At 65.1% G+C, this 20,541-nt stretch carries 16 protein-coding genes; 2 read left to right on the plus strand and 14 right to left on the minus strand.

Annotated elements, in window-relative coordinates:
- Positions 1-390: 390 nt before the first annotated feature.
- From IEY07_RS16565 to IEY07_RS16575, 3 genes are all read right to left on the minus strand, one after another.
- Entirely contained in the window at positions 391-753 is a 363-nt protein-coding gene (locus IEY07_RS16565; RefSeq protein ID WP_188896517.1) for a hypothetical protein, read from the minus strand.
- A 376-nt stretch (positions 754-1,129) separates the two neighbouring features.
- The gene (locus tag IEY07_RS16570; protein WP_188896518.1) at positions 1,130-1,693 is read right to left on the minus strand and encodes a DUF1990 domain-containing protein; all 564 of its coding nucleotides are present in this window, start codon (positions 1,691-1,693) and stop codon (positions 1,130-1,132) included.
- Positions 1,694-1,748: 55 nt separating this feature from the next.
- A complete protein-coding gene (locus tag IEY07_RS16575) occupies positions 1,749-3,167 on the minus strand; it encodes a glycoside hydrolase family protein (protein WP_188896519.1) in 1,419 nt (472 codons plus the stop codon).
- A gap of 141 nt (positions 3,168-3,308) precedes the next feature.
- Here IEY07_RS16575 and IEY07_RS16580 point away from each other — a divergent pair, with 141 nt between their 5' ends.
- Positions 3,309-4,340 carry a LacI family DNA-binding transcriptional regulator gene (locus IEY07_RS16580; RefSeq protein WP_188896520.1) on the plus strand — a complete coding sequence of 344 codons (1,032 nt, stop codon included), beginning with the start codon at positions 3,309-3,311 and terminating at the stop codon, positions 4,338-4,340.
- Here the strand turns inward: IEY07_RS16580 and IEY07_RS16585 are convergent.
- The 11 genes from IEY07_RS16585 to IEY07_RS16635 all read right to left on the minus strand — a co-directional run bounded on the left by IEY07_RS16585 (position 4,327) and on the right by IEY07_RS16635 (position 19,259).
- Positions 4,327-5,457, minus strand: coding sequence for an enolase C-terminal domain-like protein (locus IEY07_RS16585; protein WP_229670194.1), 1,131 nt, complete (start codon positions 5,455-5,457; stop codon positions 4,327-4,329). The two genes, IEY07_RS16580 and IEY07_RS16585, sit on opposite strands and share 14 nt — an antisense overlap.
- Positions 5,458-5,459: 2 nt before the next feature.
- Complete coding sequence (locus IEY07_RS16590) at positions 5,460-6,788, minus strand: alpha-galactosidase (RefSeq protein ID WP_188896521.1); 1,329 nt, start codon at positions 6,786-6,788, stop codon at positions 5,460-5,462.
- Between the two features lie 76 nt (positions 6,789-6,864).
- The gene (locus IEY07_RS16595; RefSeq protein WP_188896522.1) at positions 6,865-7,740 is read right to left on the minus strand and encodes a hydroxypyruvate isomerase family protein; all 876 of its coding nucleotides are present in this window, start codon (positions 7,738-7,740) and stop codon (positions 6,865-6,867) included.
- Complete coding sequence (locus IEY07_RS16600; RefSeq protein ID WP_268239234.1) at positions 7,737-8,627, minus strand: 2-hydroxy-3-oxopropionate reductase; 891 nt, start codon at positions 8,625-8,627, stop codon at positions 7,737-7,739. Before IEY07_RS16600 ends, IEY07_RS16595 begins: the two co-directional genes overlap by 4 nt.
- Positions 8,628-8,675: 48 nt before the next feature.
- Positions 8,676-10,784: a beta-galactosidase gene (locus IEY07_RS16605; protein ID WP_188896524.1), complete on the minus strand. Its 2,109-nt coding sequence runs from the start codon at positions 10,782-10,784 to the stop codon at positions 8,676-8,678.
- 34 nt (positions 10,785-10,818) lie between these two features.
- A complete protein-coding gene (locus IEY07_RS16610; protein WP_188896525.1) occupies positions 10,819-11,886 on the minus strand; it encodes an ABC transporter ATP-binding protein in 1,068 nt (355 codons plus the stop codon).
- Entirely contained in the window at positions 11,879-13,036 is a 1,158-nt protein-coding gene (locus IEY07_RS16615) for an ABC transporter ATP-binding protein (protein WP_188896526.1), read from the minus strand. The genes IEY07_RS16610 and IEY07_RS16615 overlap by 8 nt, the downstream gene beginning before the upstream one ends.
- Positions 13,037-13,092: 56 nt before the next feature.
- Positions 13,093-14,253, minus strand: coding sequence for an ABC transporter permease (locus IEY07_RS16620; protein ID WP_188896527.1), 1,161 nt, complete (start codon positions 14,251-14,253; stop codon positions 13,093-13,095).
- Positions 14,254-14,302: 49 nt separating this feature from the next.
- Complete coding sequence (locus IEY07_RS16625) at positions 14,303-15,295, minus strand: ABC transporter permease (RefSeq protein ID WP_188896528.1); 993 nt, start codon at positions 15,293-15,295, stop codon at positions 14,303-14,305.
- Between the two features lie 62 nt (positions 15,296-15,357).
- On the minus strand, positions 15,358-17,499 hold the full coding sequence (locus IEY07_RS16630) for an alpha-amylase family protein (protein ID WP_188896529.1): 2,142 nt from the start codon (positions 17,497-17,499) through the stop codon (positions 15,358-15,360).
- 29 nt (positions 17,500-17,528) lie between these two features.
- Positions 17,529-19,259, minus strand: a complete 1,731-nt coding sequence (locus tag IEY07_RS16635; RefSeq protein ID WP_188896530.1) for an ABC transporter substrate-binding protein — start codon at positions 19,257-19,259, stop codon at positions 17,529-17,531.
- Positions 19,260-19,881: 622 nt separating this feature from the next.
- Here IEY07_RS16635 and IEY07_RS16640 point away from each other — a divergent pair.
- On the plus strand, positions 19,882-20,523 hold the full coding sequence (locus IEY07_RS16640) for a GntR family transcriptional regulator (RefSeq protein WP_188896531.1): 642 nt from the start codon (positions 19,882-19,884) through the stop codon (positions 20,521-20,523).
- Positions 20,524-20,541: the final 18 nt, after the last annotated feature.

Raw genomic sequence — 20,541 nt, forward strand, 5'->3', positions numbered from 1 at the left:
GTCACCGAGGGCGACCACACCCCATTTTCAGCCCGGAACGGGCGCCCCGCCAGGGGCAAACTGGCTAGCCCGGAAGCTGCCGCGGCAGCACTCGCGCAGCACACCGCCAATCGGCTTGACGATATCCTGAGGGAAATGTCCATATTGGACATGTCCGGATCGGGACACGTGGTGCTAGCGTATGTCGCGGGAGAGAGCCATGGACCCCAGACCTGGGGCCTATGGCGACTTTGGGGGATGTGACCTGTGACGCCTTAGGTCGTTGCAGCCGACGGAAGTCGTGCCAGGCATCGTCGGCGGGTGACATCTGAAGGGCGATGGCCGTCCGGTCGGGACTTGGGGGAACCGACTGGGCGGCCATCGTCGTTCTCTGGCTCCAGGCTCGCCGCCCTACTCCCCCGCGGCCGTTGCGGTCGGAATCACGTGGGACGGGCGGCCGAGTCGCTGGCGGCGATCCAGAACGGCCCGATAGACGGCATCGTCCAAGAGACCGTCGCGGAGAGCCCGGGTCAACTCGTCGTCGACCCGCCGCTGCTCGCGGGCCGAGCGGGTGTTCGGGTCCTGCCACCGCCCGAGCTGGTCGACCAGGTCTTCCCGGGCAAGCTTGCCGGCGGTGAAGCGCTGGGCGATCTCGTACACGCTGGCCCCGGAGAATCCGGCGGGCGGGTCGGGAATCTTCGCGGCCGACTTGAGCGCCGAGCTGATCGACGGCTGGGTCAGGCCGAGCGCCCTGGCGATGTCGGATTGGGACATCGCGTCCGCCAGCCGACGCAGCTCCCGCAGGTAGTCCAGTCGATCGATGATGTGGCGGTGACGCAGCCGCCTGACGGCGGTCAGCCCGAGCGTTCCCGCGGGAACGCCCTCGATCGCCGGACGCGACCGGCCCAGATCTGCTGGGCCCAGATCTGACAGGCCCGGTTGTGATTGGCCCGGTTGTGATTGGCCCGGTTGTGATTGGCCCGAGCGCACCGGGGACTGACCCACAATCACCCTCCCGGCAGTCCTGGAATCGGCAGTCCTGAAAGCTGTCACGGATCACCCGGACGCCAAGAACATAGCCGTCGGAAGGACCACTTCGGCCCGATCCGATCCCAGCCGGGCAACCCGATTCCGCGGATCACCGCAGTTGTCAGGAAAGGGCTGCGGCAAGGTAGCGGCGATTCACCATCGCCTGGACACGGTTGCTGACCGGAGCGCCGAGTCGACTCACCAGCCAGGCGTTACGGGAGAATGCGCGCAGACTGAAGACCACCCGATCATCGTCGGTGAGTTCCACGCAGAATCGTTCCTCGCCGCGCTCGGGATGCCCCTCCAGCGTTCCGTACGCGAATCCGGCCCGCTGGTCCTCCTCGATCAGGTAGACCACCCGACACCGGGTGGTGATCTTGAAAGGACCGAGCGGCAGGGTCGCCAGCTGGATGGCGCCCTGCCGCGCTCGCTCGTCCGAGGCCCGCACCGACAGTCCGGAGCCGGTGTGGAGCTGCCAGGTCAGCAGTCGCTCGGCCACCTCGAGGTAGCGCGACCGTCCGCGGCCGACCTCGGTCTCTGCCTCCAGATGCCGATAGCCTCGTGGAAGCCGCTCCTGCCGGGTCGCGCCGATCTCGGGATAGCTGAACGGGACCGTACGGAACCGATCCGCCAGGTCATCGACGACCTGCAGTGGGGCACCTGCCCGACGACCGGATTCCTGCATGATCCGAAGCTACGCCGTCGGCGGTGGACGGCCCGCCGACGACGATCGCTGATGATCAGCCCGGCAGCTCCGCCAGTGTGGAGGACAGGATCTCCACCTCGCCGTCGACGATGTCCACGCCGATTGCCTTGCCCGGTTCGGCGTACCGACGGACGTTGAGCGCCACTCCATCCACATACAACGTGGCGATCGTCTCGTCGACGATGATCGCGATCTCGTAGGTCTGCCCCGGATTGACCGTGAAGGGTCGCTCCGATCCGCGGTTGTCGTAGCGATACCACGGGAAGTTCGGCACTCGGTCGAAGTCGACCCGCTGCTCGCCGGTCCGGAAGGTGAAGGCGTACCCATCACCGGTCTGCTCGTCGCCGAAGAGCCGGATCGCAAAACTCCGGTTCTGCTCGGGCCGCAGGGTCAGCCGGAGCAGGAAGGTCGAGCTCTCGGTGTTGCCGAGCAGTTGGGTCCGTCGACCATCCGGGGCGGCCACGGTCTGTGAGTCAGTGATCAGTTCCTGTGCCGGCCCGAACGCGTCGAGCACACTCTGCGGCGGCCTGACCCCGAGCGAATGATCATCACGCTGGAAGACCTCGTGCACGACCAGCGTGCCTCCCCACTGCACCTTGCCAAGATCATCTTCGTCCTCCTTGGTGGCGACCCAGCCGAAGAGGTAGCGATGATCACCGTCCGACGCGGATCGGGCCGCGTAGTAGGCACGGCCGTCGAAGGCGTCGTCGACCGGGGCGCTCCACGGCCCTGCAAGACTCGTGCTGCTGCGATAGACGGTCTTGCTGCGATCGCTGTATTCGGTGGTCAGCAGGTACCAATGATCACCGATCCGGAAGAGGTCCGGCATCTCGTGCATGCTGTAGAGGTCGGGGGCCCAGAAGTCGCCCTCGAAGTGCCAGCTCTCCAGATCCGTCGAGGTGTACCAGACGGTACGGCCGCTGACGATCTGGTCGCCGTCCTTGCGGGCGCCGAGGATCATGATCCAGCGATCATCATCATCGTCACGGAGCACATAGGGGTCGCGCCAGTTGTGCGGATCGTAGCCGGGCTCCGGCGCGACCAGCTCGCCGTCGAGAGTCTCCCAGTGGACAAGATCATCGCTGACCGCGTGCATCAGCACCTGGGCCGGCTTGCCGATCTTGGCGAAGTCGCGGTTGAAGCCGGTGTAGAAGGCGTGGAACCGACCGTCTGCCCCCTGCGTCGCCGTTGGTTTTGCCGTGGCGGCCTCGAACACGCTGCCGGCGAAGATGAACTGATCCTGGGCGTCGTCGGCGCCCCGCTGGAGGGCCTCCCCCAAGTCCTGGTAGCTGACGAAATCGGTGGTCCTGGCCAGCGCCCAGCCGAACGGTTCGCCGAACGGGCCGGGGTTGCGGGTGTCGCGCTGATGGAAGAGCTGGAAGGCACCGTCGGCGAAGATCGGCATGCAGTCGCCGAACCAGGTCCCCGGGTGCTGGTAGTAGAGCCTTGGCATGTGTCGAACGTAGGACAACTGCCGCCTCCGGATCCGGATGCAGCAGCTCCTCGTTACGCCGCGTGAGGCACGATTGGTGGCGTAATGCCTAGTGCGAGCGTTGACAACGATGTCACAATTCGAGCTCACCCAGGAGGTCAGATGGACTTCGGCTCCGACCGGCGCGCGACCATCAACGATGTGGCCCGGCACGCCGGTGTCGCGGTCAAGACCGTGTCCCGGGTGCTCAATGGTGAACGGGCGGTCAGCGACACCACGCGGACCCGGGTCCAGGCCTCGATCCAGGCTCTCGACTACCGCCCGAATGCTGCGGCCCGGGTGCTGCGCAAGAGGGTCTCCCGCTCGATCGCGTACGTCTGCGAGGACATCGCCGAGCCCGTCCAGGCCCGGCTGGCAGGGGCGATCGAGGCGGTGGCGGTCGAGGCCGACGCCGCGATGACGGTGTCGGTGACCCATCACGACCCCGCCCGGGAACAGTCGGTGATCGAGTCGCTGCTCTCCCGTCAGGTCGACGGGATCGTGCTCTGGCCGACCGGCGTCCGCAGCCGGTTCCTGGAGCGGCTCGGCCGGATCGTGCCGGTGGTCTGTGTCGACCGGCCGATCCCCGGTGTCGAGACCGACTCCGTGTTCTGCGACAACCAGCGCGGAGCCGAAGAGGGCGTGTCAGCTCTGATCGCAGCCGGTCACCGCCGGATCGCGTTCGTCGGCGATCTGCCCGAGCTCTTCACCCAGGCCGAGCGATTCACCGGATACAAGCAATCCTTGTATGCGGCGGGTCTGGCGCCGGACGACCGGCTGGTCTTCCGGCGCCGCCAAGACATCCCGGCCCTGGCCAAGCAGCTCGCCTACTGGCAGCTGCTGCCCGATCCGCCGACGGCGATCTTCGCAGCGAGTTCGCTGTCGGCGACGACGCTCGTTCGGACGCTGCCCGCCACCGCCGATCTCCAACTGGTCGGCTTCGACGACTTCCCGCTGGCCGACGTGGTCCGCGGCGGGATTTCGGTGATCAGCCAGGAGGTGCCGACGATGGGTACGGCTGCGGCCCAGGCGATCTTCCGCCGGCTGTCCGGCGACCGGACGGGATTCACCCACACCCGGGTCCCGCCGACTTTCATCCCGCGCAATCTGGTCGTCCGCGCGGATCGGCAGTCGGAGAGCTTCAGCCGGAGATGATCACCGAATCGACGGCGTGCCCGACAATCCAGTCCCGGTCGTATTCGACACCCAGCCCGGGACCGTCCGGGACCTCGACGCAGCCGTCGGCCGGGTCGATCGCGGTCAGATCCTCGACGTAGCCGTCGCCGTAGACGGGCGGCATCACCGGATTGCCGAATTCCGGGTCGATCAGCCCGAGCTCGTAGTAGTTGGTGTTGCGGATCGATGCCATGCAGTGCCGCTGAGCCGGCCCACCGGCGTGCACCTCACAATCAAGTCCGAGCGCTTCCGCGGCATGGGCCGTCTTCATCACGCCGGTGATGCCCATATCGAGCTCCGGGTCGGCGCGCAGCAGGTCGGTGCCGCCTTCGAGCGCGATCGCGATCCGCAGCTCCAGACTGCGAACGAATTCAGTGATCAACAATGGTGTCTTCACCCGCTCCCGGAGCATCCGGTGCGAGGTCGGCGAGTCGCCGCGGACCGGGTCCTCCCACCAGTAGGCGCCGACCTCGTCACAGACCCGGCCGAGGCGGAGCGCGTCGGCATAGGTGGCGAGCCGCTTGCCGGGGTCGGTCATGATGTCCGCCCGGTCGCCGACCCGATCGGCGACGGCGCGCAGGACGTCGATCTCGTCGCGTACCGTGCCGTCCGACAGACCGTGGAACTTGTACGCCAGCGCGCCGCGAGCGACACACGCCTCGGCGAAATCTGCGTACGCGGCCGGGGACCCTAGAGATCCGGACCCCTTACGCCCACCGACCGTGCTGACATAGGCGGGCAGTCGCGTCCGACACCGGCCGAGCAAGGCCCAGACCGGCTCGCCGACCGCCTTGCCGGCGAGATCCCAGAGGGCGATATCGAGAGCGCCATAGCCGATCCGGTCGTCCTTGGCGTGGCTCCGGCTGGCCGCGTCCCACAGCCGCTCGCGGTCACGGTAGTCGCGACCGATGAGTTGCTTGGCCATGTCCTTGACCTGAAGCACCGCGAGCGGCGGCGCACTCCACAACGCGACATAACTGCCCGTCAGGCCGTCCGCGCTGTCGATGTCGACGGCGAACTTGCGCAGCGTACGGCCCGGGTCGTCCCCGGGAGCGAACTCGAATTCGGTGATCGTCACACGGGTGATCGCTGGCATGATCAACTTTCCCTGTCGGGGGTGTGCTGCCAGTCGGCTTCGGTCGCCTCCCACTCACGCATCCCGTCGCGTACGGCCCGCAGTCGTTCCATGGTCGCGCCGTCGTAATGGCCCAGCGACAGACCGTCGCATCCGGAGTCGACGGCAGCCTTGATACTGGCCCGCAGGATCTCCGGGGTCGCGTTGGGGCGGACGCCGAGTGCCGCGATCAGCGGCTTGTCGTAGCCCAGCGCACGCCGGGCTTTCATCAGCTTGGCCCGCTTGACCGCGACACCCTCCGGCGTGCCGAGCTGATCCGAGTAATCCGATTCCCGGACCGAGTCGACGAACGCGAACGCCGACTTGAAATTCAGCCCGGAGAGTTCGGGCTGGGCCATGTAGGTGTTGTAGCGGAATTCGACGCCCGGTCGGGCAGTGTGGATCGCCGACCCGATGGTCTCGAACAGCTCGTCGATCGAGTGCCGGCGGAAGAGCAGCCAGCTGGCGAAGTGCTCGTGCTCCAGCAGGAACTCCGCTTCGCTGTAGTTGCTCTCCCGCAGCAGCTGTGCCTCGTGGGCCTCTTCGAGGTCGCGGCCGGTGATCATGATCGCGATGTGTCGGGCTTCGGCCAGGATCGCGTCCCAGTCCAGCCCCGCGGCGCGGGCCTTCGACTCGCAGACCGAGCAGAAGCAGCCGCCGGTTGCGGTGGCCGCGAGCGCGGTCCAGCCGACGGAGAGCGCAGAGCGGCCGACGGTGTTGTTGCGGGAGTAGCCCGAGCCGAACATCACCAGGCAGCTCTGGATGAAGTCGACGTCGTGGTTGGTGACCAGATCGGTGGCCAGGTTGACCAGGTATTCGCGGACGTCGGTGTTGTTCAGGCACGGGAGCGCGCGCTGGGCCTCGATCGCCTCGAAGGTCCCGACCACGTTGCCGAACGGGTCGCGCTGCAGGATGTCGGGATATTCGGTCCGGGCGACATTGGCGTCGATGATCGTGTGCGAGATCTCGCAGCCGGTCCGCATCCCGCGCTTCCGGGCGGCGTCGGTGAGGGTGTCAAGCCAGTCGGTGCCGGCCAGGAATTCCCGGTCCGAGGTCAGCGGCTTGATCCGCCCTGGATAGGCGCCGTCCTTCGGGATCCAGTAGGCCCGGCTGTCCTCGGGCGTGTAGTACTTGCGGATCGGGTTGTGCGGGTAGAAGCGTGCGTGCAGCGGCCGCTTCTCCTTGTGCATCATCCCGACCAGATAGGCCGAGTTGACGCCGGCCAGGGCCTCGAGATTGTCCAGACAGTGCTCGACGCCCTCGTCGGCGAGATCCCAGGCGTACAGGCTGGCAGCGACTTCATCCAGTGGCATGCGACGGAGCTCACTCTCGGTCGGTGGGTGACGACATTGCTCCACACCCGGCATGGCTCGGTATGGCTCTATTAGATCATCGATGATCATCCGGCCCGCGGCCGAGTCGTACGTAACGGCACGCCGCGATCCAGGCCAGCGACGGGATCGTCTGCTCGCCGGGTGCGTACTCGCAGGCGACCAGGCCGTCGTACCCCACCCGGGCAAGAGCAGCCAGCACTGCGTCGAAGTCCACCGTGCCGGTGCCGGGTGCCCCGCGACCCGGCGCATCGGCCAACTGCACGTGCGCGATCCGCGACGCGTGCCGTTCGATCACGGCAACCAGATCCTCACCGTTGTTGGCCAGGTGGAAGGTGTCGAACAGGAAGCCGATGTTGTCAGTGCCGGCGGCTCCCCGTACGCGGTCGACCAGCTCGACCGCCTGTGTCGCGGTCTCCAAGGGGTAGGCACCGTTGAGGCCCCGGCTCAGCGGCTCGACCAGGGTGGTGCCGCCGACGGGCGCCAGTGCGCGCGTGGCATGCACCAGGTTGTCGAAGCCGACCTGATCCTGGTCCTCCGGGTCCATGCCCGGTTGCCGCTGCCCGTAGAGAGCGTTGAAGCCGCTCGCGCCGGTCCGCTCAGCGATCCGTACGATCGCCTCGACGTTCTCGGCGAACTCGTTCTGACGGTCCGGCCGGGACACGATGCCGCGTTCGCCGCCGGGCATGTCGCCGGCGAAGAAATTCAGGCCGGTAAGGCGGATCCCGGTTCGTTCGATGGTGTCCAGGAAGTCCTCGACGGCATCATCGAACGTGCCGCCGGGGAACGGCCACCATGCCTCGACCGCATCGAATCCGGCTTCCTTGGCAGCGGGGATCCGTTCCAGCAAAGGAAGTTCGGCGAACAACAGCGAGATGTTCGCGACCAGCGACCAGGTCCGCTCATCTTCGATCCCGGCAACCCGCGCCGTCATCGATCCGCCCACCGGGAGCGGCCGGACAGTGCGTCGACCTGCTGCAACAGTGCCGAATGGTCGAGGTCGCCACCGCCGGTCCTGCGTAGCGCGGCCATCAGCTCGGTGACCGCGGTCCCGAGCGGGGAGAACACTCCTTGATCACGCGCCGCCTCGCGGTAGATGCCGAGGTCCTTGTGGTGAAGATCGACCCGGAACCCGGGGGCGAACTGTCCGTCGAGCATCGACTGCCCCTTCCTGGTCATGATCGTGTTGCCGGCCAGGCCCCCATTGAGGACCTCCAGGGCCGGCGCAAGGTCGACCTCGTGCGCATCGAGGAACACCAACGCCTCCGCGACCAGCTGGATCGTTCCGGCGACCAGCAGCTGATTGGCCGCCTTCACCGTCTGGCCGCTACCCGGACCACCGACCAGGACGATCGTCTTGCCCACCGCCTCGAGGACGGCCCGCGCGGCGTCGAAGGTCTCCTGCTCCCCGCCGCACATGATCGACAACGAGCCGTCGACAGCCCCTTGCTCGCCACCACTGACCGGGGCGTCGAGGAATCGGAAGCCGGATTCCGTTGCCCGGTGATGGAGATCGACGGTGACATCGGGACGGATGGTGCTCGCGTCGATCAGCAGTGTTCCCGGTGCCGCGCTGGTCAGGATGCCCTGGTCACCGGTGTAGACCGCGAGCACATCGGGCGAGTCCGGCAGCATGGTCACCACGACCTCCGCGCCGTCGACCGCCTCGGCGATCGACCCGGCACCGCTACCGCCGTCGGCCGCGAATCTCTCGACCTTCTCCGGCGATCGGTTGAAACCGACGACCGTGTGGCCGGCCTTGAGCAGGTTCCTGGCCATCGGCAGACCCATCACGCCCAAGCCTATGAAGGCTATTCTCACGTCCTGTCCTCTCGTTCGACCGCTTTCGTCCAGCTTCGGGTGCGTGCATCAGTGGTTGATCCTGATCACCAGTCCGTCCCGCGCCCCGACCCGCACCCGAGTCGTATGGGTCTCGGAGATCTCCACCTGGTCGGTGCTTCCCCAGAGCGCGCGGACGTCCTTGCTGAAGACCTGGTCCCCGGAGAATTCGACCGTCGACTCCACGTCGTCGCGGCTGGAATTGATCACCCAGAGGAAATCGGCGTCACTGCCGCGGTGCAGCCGGGTCACCAGCCGCTCGTCGTCCGCACGAACCAGGGGCTGGATGCCGGCCCAGTCGAGCAGGCTCTGGTAGAACCCCCTCGTCCCGGCGTCCTCGTGGTTGCTGTAGCCGGTGCCAGGCATGGTGCCGATCAGACGCGTCCGCCCGGCTCCGAATTCATGATCGACAACCGCGACCGAGCCGTCGTCGTACCAGCCTGTGGCGACACCGGTGGTGGGGGTCAGTCGCTGCCTGATCTCGCCGCCGTGCGCACGGGAGCCAGCACTGCGGAACTGAAGATCATCCAGGATGTCCGGGGTGAATTCGACGTCCTGCTCGGTCGCCCCGAAGACCTTGTCCAGCCCTGCGCCCGGACGACGGGTCGCCGCATGAGCATGATCGTTGAACCAGGCCGGCGTCGCCTCACTGATCAAGGTCCCGCCGGCGCGGACCCATTCGGTCAGCGCTTCAGCCCACTCGTCGGGCAGCAGGGTCGGATACGGCAGGTAGGCGACCTTGGCGCCGCCGAGTTGATGCAGCTTGCGCAGGTCAGGCACGACGGAGAGGTCGTAGAAGGCGCGCCAGGCACCGGAGATCGCCCGCTCGTACGGCTTGCGGCTGTGCCGAGCGATGAGGCCGTACGCCTGTGACTCCGGGACGAAGAGCATGCTGAGCTGGGCCGGGGCGGGTCGTGCAGCCCACAGCTCCTGCTGCTCCGGTTCGTGCGCCCATTGCGCCATCGCCGACACCTGGCGGGACCGGTCCGTACGCGACCCGTCGAGGTCGTAGGCTCCGAACGCCTGGAACAGCGGGCCGTCCAACAGTGGCCGCCAGCGCAGGTGAAAGATGCCGTTGACGCCGCCGGCCATGCTCATCAGATTCCAGTACCGGATGTCATCCGGCCGCGAGACCCGGCCGTCGTCCAAGGGGCGATCGACGACCTGCGGTTGGAGCCAGAGCGGTCCGGCCTGCATTTCCGCATGCCAGAACGGTTTCCCGTCACTGGCCGACCGCACCAGCTCCACGGCAAGCGCCTGTTTCCACCGGCGATCGGTACGCCTCGACGCGACGAAGGTGAAGCCGAACGAATCGACCTCGGAGACGGCCATCCAGTCATCGATGCCCTTCTCGATGCCGAAGCCGAGGGTGCCGGCGACACCGTGGGCGGTGATCGGATGATCTTGGTCGAGTGACCTGATCAGGTCGACCCGCCAGCGCAGCAACTCATGTGCCCGGTCGCGGCGGAAGAGGAGCCAGTCGATGCTTTGACCGTAGAGCCCCAGCGTGCGCGGCGCCTGCACGTCCTCCCATTTCGAGTAGTAACGGCCCCAGCGTTTGCGCAGCACGGCGAGATCGTCGCCGTACCGCCTTTTCAGCCAGTCCCGGAAGCGTGCCTGGGTTGCCGGGCAGTAGCAGACGTCGGGATCGATGTTGGTCTCGTTCCAGACGTCGTAGCCGCCGGTGCCAGGGTGGTTGCGATACCGGGTCACGAGCTCGGTCAGGAACCGGCCCGCGGCCTGGAGGACGTCGTCGTTGTCCAAGCACAGACCGGGCGTACCGCCGATACTCGAGCTCACCTGCATCTGGGAGTCGATCTTGCTGCCGTCGCGGCGCTCATAGCGGCTGTCCGGGTAGGTGGTGAAGAGCCACTCCGGGGCGATCGTGACGTGCTCGGCGATGATCGTGGTCAACCCGTTCTCGGCGGCAAGATCGAGTTGCTGGTCGTAGTCGTTCCACTCGTATTCGCCCGGCGCGACCTCGATGCCGGACCACATGAACCAATGCCGGAAGCTGGTGAAGCCGTCCTCGCGGGCAACCCGGTAGTCACGCTCCCAGTCCTCCGCCGGTGGATTGGTCTTGCGGAAGTACACCGCTCCATAAGGGAATCCCTGATAGATCGCCGGCTTGTCAGTCACCTGGTCGTCTCCTCGATCGACACGGCATGCAAGATCAACTCGCCGCCACCTCCTGTTCGGCTCCGACGCCTGCCAAGGTCAATGTCTCGCTGTAGTGGCAATCGGACCAGTGCTTCGGTGTCAGTTCTCGCAGTACGGTCGGATCGGCGCTGCAGCGCTCCGGATCTGCGTACGGGCAGCGGGTGTGGAAGAAGCAGCCGGCCGGCGGATCGGACGGATCGGGGAATTCGTCGGAGAGACGGATCCTCCCGCCAGCACCACGCAGCCGCGGATCCGGCCGAGGCACGGCGGAGAGCAATGCCTCGGTGTAGGGATGTTTCGGTTCGGCGTAGATCTCCTCGGTGTCCGCAAGCTCGACGATCTTGCCCAGGTACATCACCGCGACCCGGTCGCAGATGCTCTCCACAACCGACAGATCATGGGAGATGAACAGATAGGTCAGCGACAGTTCCTCCTGCAGATCGCGCAGCAGGTTGATGATCTGCGCCCTTACGGAGACGTCCAAGGCCGAGACTGCCTCGTCGGCGATCACGAACCGGGGATTGAGGATCAGCGCCCGGGCGATGTTGATCCGTTGTCGCTCGCCGCCGGAGAAGGCGTGCGGAAAACGGCGCATGTAGGTCGGCGAGAGACCGACCCGGCGCAATGCCTCGGCGACGCGGTCCTCGAGCTCGGATCCCCTGGCGAGATGGCGACTGGCCAACGGATCGCCGACGATCTGCGCGACCGTCATGCGCGGATTCAAAGACGAGAAGGGATCCTGGAAGATCACCCGGATGTCACGTTGGTACCGGCGCAGGTCTTCCTTGCCGGCTGTCACCAGGTCCGCGACGTGGCCTGGCGACTCCTGATAGTAGACATGGCCGGCGGTCGCGCGCTCGTCGCCGACGATGCAGCGCCCAAGCGTCGACTTGCCACAGCCGGATTCGCCGACCAGCCCGAGAACCTCCCCCGGCCTGACCGACAGATCGACTCCGTTGACCGCGTGCACCGCCCCGGTCGTACGGCTGAACAACCCGCGTCCGCGGATCGGATAGTCCATGTGCAGGCCGCTGACACGGATCAGTGGCTCTTCGTCCGGTGTGGACTCCGCTTCACTCATCGGTTCCTCCCGACGTCGCTTCGACGGCCTGGTCGCCCTTGGCTGCGGTGGTCACCAGCTCGCGGTCGTACAGCACACACCGCACCCGCCTGCCGTTCGGGAGCTCCACCGTCGGCGGCTCAGAGGTATCGCAGACTCCGGCGATCGCCTGGTCGCACCGCGGATGGAATGGGCAGCCCGCAGGTCGGTTCAGCGGATGCGGCACCTGCCCCCGAATCGTTTCCGGACGTTTGCGCGCCCCCACGCCCATCTTCGGGATGGAGGCGAGCAGCGCCCGGGTGTACGGGTGCTTCGGGTCGTGGAAGATCTCCTCGACACTGCCCTGCTCGACGACCGTGCCCAGATACATCACGACGACCTCGTCAGCGATCTGGGCGACGACGCCAAGATCATGGGTGATGAACATCATCGACATGTCGGTCTCGGCCTGGATCTCTGCCAGCAGGTCGATGATGCGCGCCTGGGTGGTGACGTCCAGTGCCGTGGTCGGCTCGTCGGCGATCAACAGCTTCGGGCCACAGGCGATCGCGATCGCGATCATGACCCGCTGGCACATCCCGCCCGAAAGTTGGAACGAGTAGGCGTTCATCCGTTGCTCCGCCCGCGGAATGCCGACGCGGGTCAGCAGCTCGACGCCGAGGCGATAAGCATCCCGCTTGCTCATCCGCCGATGCAGCCTGATGGTCTCGATAAGCTGCTCGGCGATGGTGTACATCGGTGAGAGCGATGCCATCGGCTCCTGGAACACCATCGAGATCTCGTTGCCGCGGATGCGACGCAGAGCCTCACCCCGCGGGTCCAGGGCAGCCAGATCGACCGCATCCTGATCGGAGTCGGCGGCATGGCGACGCGATCGGCGCAGTGGATTTCGGCCGCCGGCGCTCGATCTCTGGTCGCCGTCCGCCGGGCTCCACCAGATGTGGCCGTCGACGACCCTGCCCGGATGTTCCACGAGCCCCATGACCGACCGGCCGGTGATGCTCTTGCCGCACCCGGACTCCCCGACGATGCACACGGTCTTCCCACGTGGCACGGTCAGGGTGACGCCGTCGACCGCTCGCACCGGGCCGTCGTCGACGAAGAAGTGGGTCTTCAGGCTCTCGATCCTGAGCAGCGGCCGGCGTTCGTCCGATGCTACGGATTCGTCCATCCCCATGTCCTTCCCGAACACTTCGTTCTTCTCGTGCCGGGGCGCGGCTGTGTCGATCATCGTTTGTACGGGTCCGCGGCATCCCGCAGCCCGTCGCCGACGAAGTTGAGCGCCAGTACCGCGATCACGACCGCGACTCCCGGCAACATCAGCCAAGGGGCGGTCGCGACGACGCGGATGTTCTGGGCATCCTCAAGCAGGACCCCCCAGCTGACGACGGGTTCCTGGAGACCGAGGCCGAGAAAGCTGAGCGAGGTCTCGGCCAGGATCATGCCGGGAACTGACAGTGTCAGCGATGCGATCAGGTAGCTGGTGAACGAGGGCAGCATGTGCCGGAAGATCACCCGCCCGGACCGGTTCCCGTCCAGCCGCGCCGCGGTCACGAACTGCTCCTCACGCAGCGAAAGAAACCGGCCACGGGTCACCCGGGCCAGGCCGGTCCAGGCCATGATCGCCAGAATGATCGTGATCGCGAAGTAGCGCCGCAATGATCCCCAGCTGCTTGGCAGTGCAGCCGCGAGTCCCATCCACAGCGGCAGGGTGGGCAGCGACATGAAGAACTCCACCACCCGCTGGATGAGGGTGTCCGTTCGCCCTCCGAAGTAGCCTGAGACCCCGCCGAGCACCAGGCCAAGGACGAAGGCCAGCCCGACTCCGATCAGGCCGACCGACATGGATATTCGGGTCCCGTAGATCAATCGCGACAACAGATCGCGACCGTTGTGATCGGCACCGAGGAGATACACCTGAGTGTGCCCGTCCTTCGGACCGATCAGGTGGAGGTGGGCGTTGAAGAGCCCCCACATCCGATACGGCTGTGTGCTGTGGGCGAACAAGGTCAGGGGGATCCTGTTCGACGTGTCCACCGTGAAAGTGGATTTGAGCGTCTCCGGATCGAGCTTCGCCTTGTACCCGTAGACGAAGAGCCCGACGTGGGTGCCGTCCGCGCTGTGGTCGATCAGATGGATGCGCTGCGGCGGTGCATACGGATAGTCCGAATTGAACTGGGTCGCCGAATACGGCGCCACGAACTCGGCGAAGATCGCGACCAGGTAGATGATCACCATGACGACGAGTCCGACGACTGCCAGCCGATGCCGCAGGAAGGCACGCCAGACAAGTCGCCATTGTCGTGCGACCGCGACCTCGTCGGCGGCGGTCTGGGCTGGCTCCGAGTCGGTGATCGACTCGGTCGCCAGTGTTGTCTGGACGCTCATGGCAGGCACGTCCCTTCCGTCAATTGAGGCGCCATCAATTGAAGCGCCGTCACTTGTAGCGCAGCCGTACGCGAGGGTCGAGCCAGGCCAGGCAGATGTCCGAGATCAGCGTCCCCACCACGGTCAGCACCGAAACGATCAAGATCAACGAACCTGCCAGGTACATGTCCTGACTCTCCAGCGACTCGAGCAGGAGTGGTCCGGTCGTCGGCAGCGAGAGCACCTGGGCTACGACGATCTCTCCCGAGACCAGCGTCGGCAGCACCCAGCCGATGGTCGAGATGAACGGGTTGAGAGCGACCCGCAGTGGATAGCGGAACAGCAGTCTGCGTTCGGGGACGCCACGCGCGCGGGCCGCGACGACGTATGGCATGTGGAGTTCGTCGAGCAGGTTGGCCCGAAGCGTGCGAACGAGACCGGCAGCGCCCGCTGCACCCAGGACCACCACCGGGACCCACAGATGTGAGAAGAGGTCCAGGAGTTTGCCGAGGTTCCATCCCGCATTCTCGAAGTCCGGCGAGAACAGGCCTCCCACGGTCAGCCCGAAGAACCGATAGCCCAAGTACATCAGCACAAGGGCGATCAGGAAGTTGGGTACCGCGACACCGAGGAAGGTGAGCGTGGTGGCAACGTAGTCACCCGGCGAGTACTGCCGGATGGCCGAGTAGATGCCGACCGGGAATGCGACGATCCAGGTGAAGATCACGGTGGTGAAGCCAAGCACGATCGTCATCGGCAGTCGCTGGCTGACCAGCGCCGACACCGGCCGGTTCCATTCGAAGGACTGGCCGAAGTCGCCGTGAGAGAGAATCGCCCAGATCCACTTGCCGTACTGGACATAGATCGGCTGGCCGAGGCCGTACCTGTGCTCCAGGGTCACCAGTTGCGCATGGTCTAGCGACTGCCCTTGTTGCGACAACTGGGCAGCAAGAGCGGTCAGATAGTCACCGGGCGGAAGCTGGATGATCACGAACGCGACCATCGAGATCAGGATGACGGTCGGCACCATGTAAAGCAGTCGACGTCCGATGTAGGTCAGCATCGGTGCACCCCTTTCATGTCAGGTTCCTGTCGACTTCGTCTCGGCGCTCTCGGTCCGCACCGTCACGCTGTCTCCAGATCGACGGCGACTACCTCGTGGACCAGCACGTTCGGCACAGTGACGGTGATCGCACCGTCGATGTCGTCGTAGTCGATCTGCCGACCGCTGCTCAGCAACCGGACGCGCCGTACGCTCTCTCCGGTAGGCAACTGCACCGTGACCCGCTGCGGTCCGACGGCGACCGGCGACCGGTACGGGCCGCGCATCGTCATCGGATTGGTCAGGTTCACCAGATGGACAGTGATCGAAGAGGGCTGGCGCCAGCAGGTGACGTCGAGCATGCCCTCTCCTGTCACCTCCGCCGGCGATTCGCCTTCGGACGCCCAGCGAACGGCGTTCCCGAGCAGCCGACCATGATCGGGATCGAGCACCTCCCAGAACGTTCGGTCGATGTCCCAGGGGAAGTAGGCAACGCGGCCGCGACCGTATTCTCCGAGGTAGACCTCATCGCCCTGCGGGCCGTCGGTCAGCGGAAAGACGTCCTCCATGGGTAGGTCAGGATAGGACGGCACCAGACCGAGCAGGTGGTCCGATAACGGCTTGATCGGCTCGGTCGGCAGCCGCGAGACGCCGTTGATGATCCGGTCGGCGTCCAGCAGACCGGCCAACAGCGGATGGTTCCGATCAGCCGCGCCCTGGGCGAGCTCAAGGTAGGAGTTCTTGAGGTCGGATTCAAGGTTCCCGGTGACCCGCGCATTGAAGAGATCACCGAGACCAAGATCATCGCGCCGGACGCCCCACTCGTCATACAGCGATGTCTCGTGAGTAGCGACGATGCTTCCGCCCCCAGCGACGTAGTCGCGGAGCTGCCGGCACTGATCATCAGAGAGTGCAGCGATATTCGGCAGCACGAGGGTCTTGAACCGACTCAGATGCTCGGCATCAAGCAGTTGATCATGGACCATCTCGAAAGGAATCCGTGCCTCGATCAGTGCCTGATAGACGCCCTCGATATGGGCCTCGACGCGGTCTCCCGCCTCGGGACCGCCGTAGAACTTGGCGGTCTGTTGCGAATACACGACGGCGACTCTGGCGAGCGGTTGCTGATCCACAAGGTAAGGACTCCAGCGCTCATGCCAGCGATAGATCCGCTCCACCGGGGCGAGCCAGCGGTTGTCGTAGACGACACCTGCGAACTTGGTGAACCAGGGACGCATCCCGTTCGCGATGCTGTCGGCGACCCAGACGTCGATCTCGGCGCTCCCCTGAGTCGAATCCTTCCAACGGTGCTTACCTTCGATGCCGACGCTGAAGATTCCACCGATGGTCTTGTCGCCCATCGTGGCGCGGTATTCCTTGGCGTTCTTGCCCGCACTCCACGGCACCATGATTCCTGCGCGGCCCTGCCGGTCGGCGAACATCGTGTCAGTCAGTCCGGCCAGTTCGCTCATATCGAGTTCACTCAGGGCGCCACCACCTGAGTTCGGCACGAATCTGGCATCCGGGTTGATCTCACGGATGGTCGAATCCCATAGCCGGCAGAGTTCGAAGAGCCGCTGCTGGTGCCAGACCAGATACTGCCGGCGTGCCGGGTCGGCAGGGTCGATCGACCGTGGCAGGTCCAAACCGCAGAATTCCTTGAAGAGCCGGGCACAATTCTCGCAATAGCACATTCCGGTCCCGGCCCAGCGGTTGCTGAAGATGCCGTCGACGTCGTAGCGCGAGACGATCTCCTTGTTCACCTCGGTCATGAACTCGAAGTTGTACGGGCCGAGCGCGCAGGTGATCCAGGCATCCTTGGCAGCCCAATGCCTGCGCGGATTGCCGTCCTGATCGACGGCGATCCAGCCGGGCTCGGCGTCGTACACGGGCTGATGCACGGCATGGGGATCAGTTCGCGCAAGGACCGTCATGCCGGCTTGCCGACTGCCTCGGGCAAGATCACCGAAGGGGTCGGTATCGCCCATCCACCTGCTGCGATGGTGAAGGCGGATATCGGTCGGATAGTAGGCGACATAGCCGCCCGCGCTCAGGCACGTGCCGTCGCTGCGGGAGCGCTTGAAGTAGTCCAGCCAGAACTTCGGGTCGTACCGTCCGGGATCGTTCTCCACAAGAGTGAGTTGTGCCCAGCGTTGCGTCCTGTCGTACCACGGTGCCGACGCGACGAGAGCAGTATCGGCCGTGGTCGCCTGCGCAAGATTCATCAAACTACACTCCGTTTCGATCGCGATACTCAGCTGGCGATGTAGAACTGTTCGGGATTACAAGGGCCGGGATTGGGATAGATGTAGGAGTTGGGCATGCTCTTCGGCACGTTGTGGAAGTCGTTGCGGACGATGCCGTAACCGTCCGCGACGGCGCTCACCCCGATCACGTAGAACTCATCAGCCGCGATCGCGAGGATCTGGTTCATGAGCTTCGTCCGCTGATCGGTGTTGACGGTCTGCTTCAGCTGGTCGTACAGCTTCATTTGCTTATGGACCGCGGCCGGCGGCTTCTCGATGCCTGCCGAGGCCGAACTGCCCGTCAGCCCGTTGTACCAGGCCTGCCACTTCGCCGCGAAGACCGAGTTCCCGTTCAGCGGGAAGTAGTAGCGCGGATCCAAGACAACTTCTTCGCCGTTGCCGCCGCCGAACCGATGGATCGTCGCATCGAAGTCAGCATTGGTGCGCACTCGCTCCTCCCACAGCGATCGTTCCATGGCTGTGAAGTTGACCTGGATGCCGACCGCCTGCCAATACGTCTTGATCATCGGCATCAGGTCCACGAACACCGGGCGGCCGTTGTCGATGTCGAATGCGATCGAGATCGGCTTCCCATCGGGCCCGACCCGTACACCGGACCCGTTCTTCTTGTAGCCCGCCTGGTCCAGTGCGCTGTTGGCCTTCGCGACGCTGTACTCGGTGTACTGGGTGGCGAGTTGTTCGTTGTAGTACGCCGAACCCTTGGAGGGCGCCACCTGCCACGGCGCTCCCTGCTTGAGCAGGACGAGATTGATCATCTCCTGCCGGTTCAAGGCGTACGACAGCCCGATACGGAAGTTCTTGTTGGTGAAGATCTCGCGCTTGACGGGATCCTTGTGGTTCAGGTTCAGCTGGATGACTGCCTGGTTCGGCTCAGTGGGCGTAGTCGTGTAGAAGTCGAAGCCGCCCTTCTGCCGTCCGTCGGCGAGCACCGGCTTGTTCTGCGGGATGCAGAAGAACTGGTCCTCCATGTCGATCTGCCCACCGAGAGCCATCAGGGTGAGGGAGTTGGTGTCCGATCCGGCCAGGAAGGAGTATTCGAGCCCGTCGAGATAGGGCAACTGCCGCCCCTGGGTGTCGACCTTCCAGTAGTACGGGTTCCGTTGGGCGACCGCTTTACCGGTGCCTCCGTCGGGCGCCTTGGTGAAGGTCCACGGATAGAGCAAGGGCTGATTCGAGACGGTCCACCGCACCGTGTCGTCATCCGAGCCGCCATGATTCTGGAACAGCTGGACCCAGTCCGTCAGCTTCTCCTGTTTCACCAGGTCGTTGACCTTCGGGTTGTACTTCTTGTGGTACTTCTTCAAGTAGTGCTTGGCGTAGCGCACCGGGGCGTCGTTCGTTGGTTCGGCGAGAAGTTCGAGAAAGAGCCCGTGCGGCTTGGCGAAACTGAACTCGACTTCGTAGTCATTGATCTTTCGGACCTTGCCCAGCTTGTTGTCAATCATCATCCACGCTGGCGGATCCGGACTTAGATCCTTGTTCAGGACGACGTCCTCGTACCAGAAGAGCACGTCATCGGCGTTGAACGGCTCGCCATCAGACCACTTGATGCCCTGACGCAAGCTGAACGTATAGGTAGCACCGCCCTTGCTCGATTGCACCTTCTCCGCGACGTTGGGAATCACTCCCGAGTAGTCAGGGCGCCAGCGCATGAGCCCGTCGTAGCCCTGGAACCGATTGATCTGGGAGAACGAGCCCGAACCGCCGGTGACACCCATCCGCCAGGTTCCTCCGTAGACGCCTGGTGAGTCCACCGGTGTCACGACCAGCGGCTTTGTGGGTAGCCGCTGCGTGACCGGCGGCAGCTTGCCTGCCTTGACCTGCTGAGCGAGGGATGGCGCCTCTTTCGCCGTCGATGCATTCCCGGACGCGGTTCCGCCGGCAGATCCTCCGTTACCGGACGAACTCGCCTGTGACTTGGGTTTGGTTGAGAACGCAGAACACCCGGTTGCGCCGGCCACAGCCAGGACGCTCAGTGCGCTGGTCTCGATGAGCCGTCGGCGGGTCAGCCGGCTGCCCGGTACGGACAAATTACGCATATCGGATCTCCCTTGATCTCCAAGTGCTCGCGGCGGCAACCAGGACAGGTCTGTCGAGGAGACCTGGTGGTCATTGCGCACCATGACCGGCCGCTCGGCTGGCTGCTGTCACTGCCTCGGGGAGCGTATTTGCTAGTAACATTGTCTGTCAAGTGCTCCAGATAGACTTGCAATCTGGCTAGACCCGAACACCCGTTAGGGCGGTATGCCAGCGGTATGGCAGTATGCGCTCAGGCCCGGTGGACCGCCGGGTCGCGGAGAGGTCAAGGAGAGTTCCGGCATGAGCGAGACAGTGCGGACCGTGTCGATCGTCGATGCGGTCTACAACGCCATCCGTGACCGGATCCTCTCCGGCGAACTCGACCCTTCGGAGGTGCTGGTCGAGCAGAAGACCGCGGAGTTGTACGGCGTAGCCCGGCCAACCGCCAAGGCGGCGATCGATCGCTTGGTGCACCAGGGCCTGCTGCGGCGGACAGCGAACAAGTCAGCTCGTGTTCCGGCTCTGACGGTGAGCGACGTTCGCGACATCTACTTCACCCGGACAGCCATCGAAAGCACCGTTGTCGTTCACCTAGCTGAACGGCACCTGCCGCTCGCGGCGGCAGATGCCGCGCTGGAAGCCTTCGACCGCGCGGCACAGGCCGGCGCAACCAAGGGTGTCGTCGATGCCGACATCGCGTTCCACCAGTCGCTCGTCGACGCGGTGGGCAGCCCTCGCATGCGGCGCATCTACGCCTCGATCATCGGTGAGGCCCATCTGTGCATGGTCTTGAAACAGACTCATCACCTGCACAGTCCGCAGGAACTCGCCAAGGAGCACCGAGCGATCTACGAGGCCATCATCGCAGGAGATGCCGAGTTAGCCCGCGCGTCATTGGTTGCACACCTCGACAACTCGGTGCGCTCGATCGAGCACCACTTCATCGAGGCGGCCGATGCCTAGGTCCAATCCCGGGAACGA

The sequence above is a fragment of the Microlunatus endophyticus genome (genome assembly GCF_014646195.1).
GTDB lineage: Bacteria > Actinomycetota > Actinomycetes > Propionibacteriales > Propionibacteriaceae > Microlunatus > Microlunatus endophyticus.